The organism is Vibrio sp. D173a (assembly GCF_030248475.1).
The window spans coordinates 1-510 of the sequence record NZ_JAHGAH010000506.1; the positions used below are offsets into that span (position 1 = coordinate 1).

General features: G+C 40.8%; 1 protein-coding gene. It reads left to right on the top strand.

Annotated elements, in window-relative coordinates:
• Positions 1-50: 50 nt before the first annotated feature.
• Positions 51-485 carry an N-acetyltransferase gene (locus KIV40_RS27130; protein WP_025536967.1) on the top strand — a complete coding sequence of 145 codons (435 nt, stop codon included), beginning with the start codon at positions 51-53 and terminating at the stop codon, positions 483-485.
• Positions 486-510: the final 25 nt, after the last annotated feature.

The following is a 510-nucleotide window of genomic DNA, read 5'->3' on the forward strand; positions in this document are numbered from 1 at the left end:
ATGAGGGGATTCGTAAGAATTGGGCGTTATGTGTAACCAGAGGAAAATGCATGGAAGTACAGCTAAAAGTAGGTAGTGACTCCTTATTCGCAGAATCGTTGACCAAGTCAAATATGGCCAGTTATTATCAAACTCGCGGGATAATCTGGGATCACAATCAGTTTCTAAGTAGTTGGGAAGAATTAGATAATTACGAAGTCCATCTAGACCAAGCTCGTGTTGGTGTTCTCCGTTTTAGCTATAGTGGCGATACTACCTTCTTGAGAGACTTTCAAATTTTGCCTGAGTTTCAGGGCAGAGGAATTGGGGCAAAGTGTCTCGAACTAGTTGTTAGACATGCGCTTAAAAGACAATCCACTAAGCTAGTTTTGCGTGTGTTTAGTGAAAATCCAGCAATCAGTCTGTATGAGTCCAAGGGCTTTGTTAGAACATCTGAAGTCAAAGGGTTGGTTGAAATGGAGATCCCTTTAAGTTCAAACACATAACAACTTTTTAAGAGTGATTCGCAAC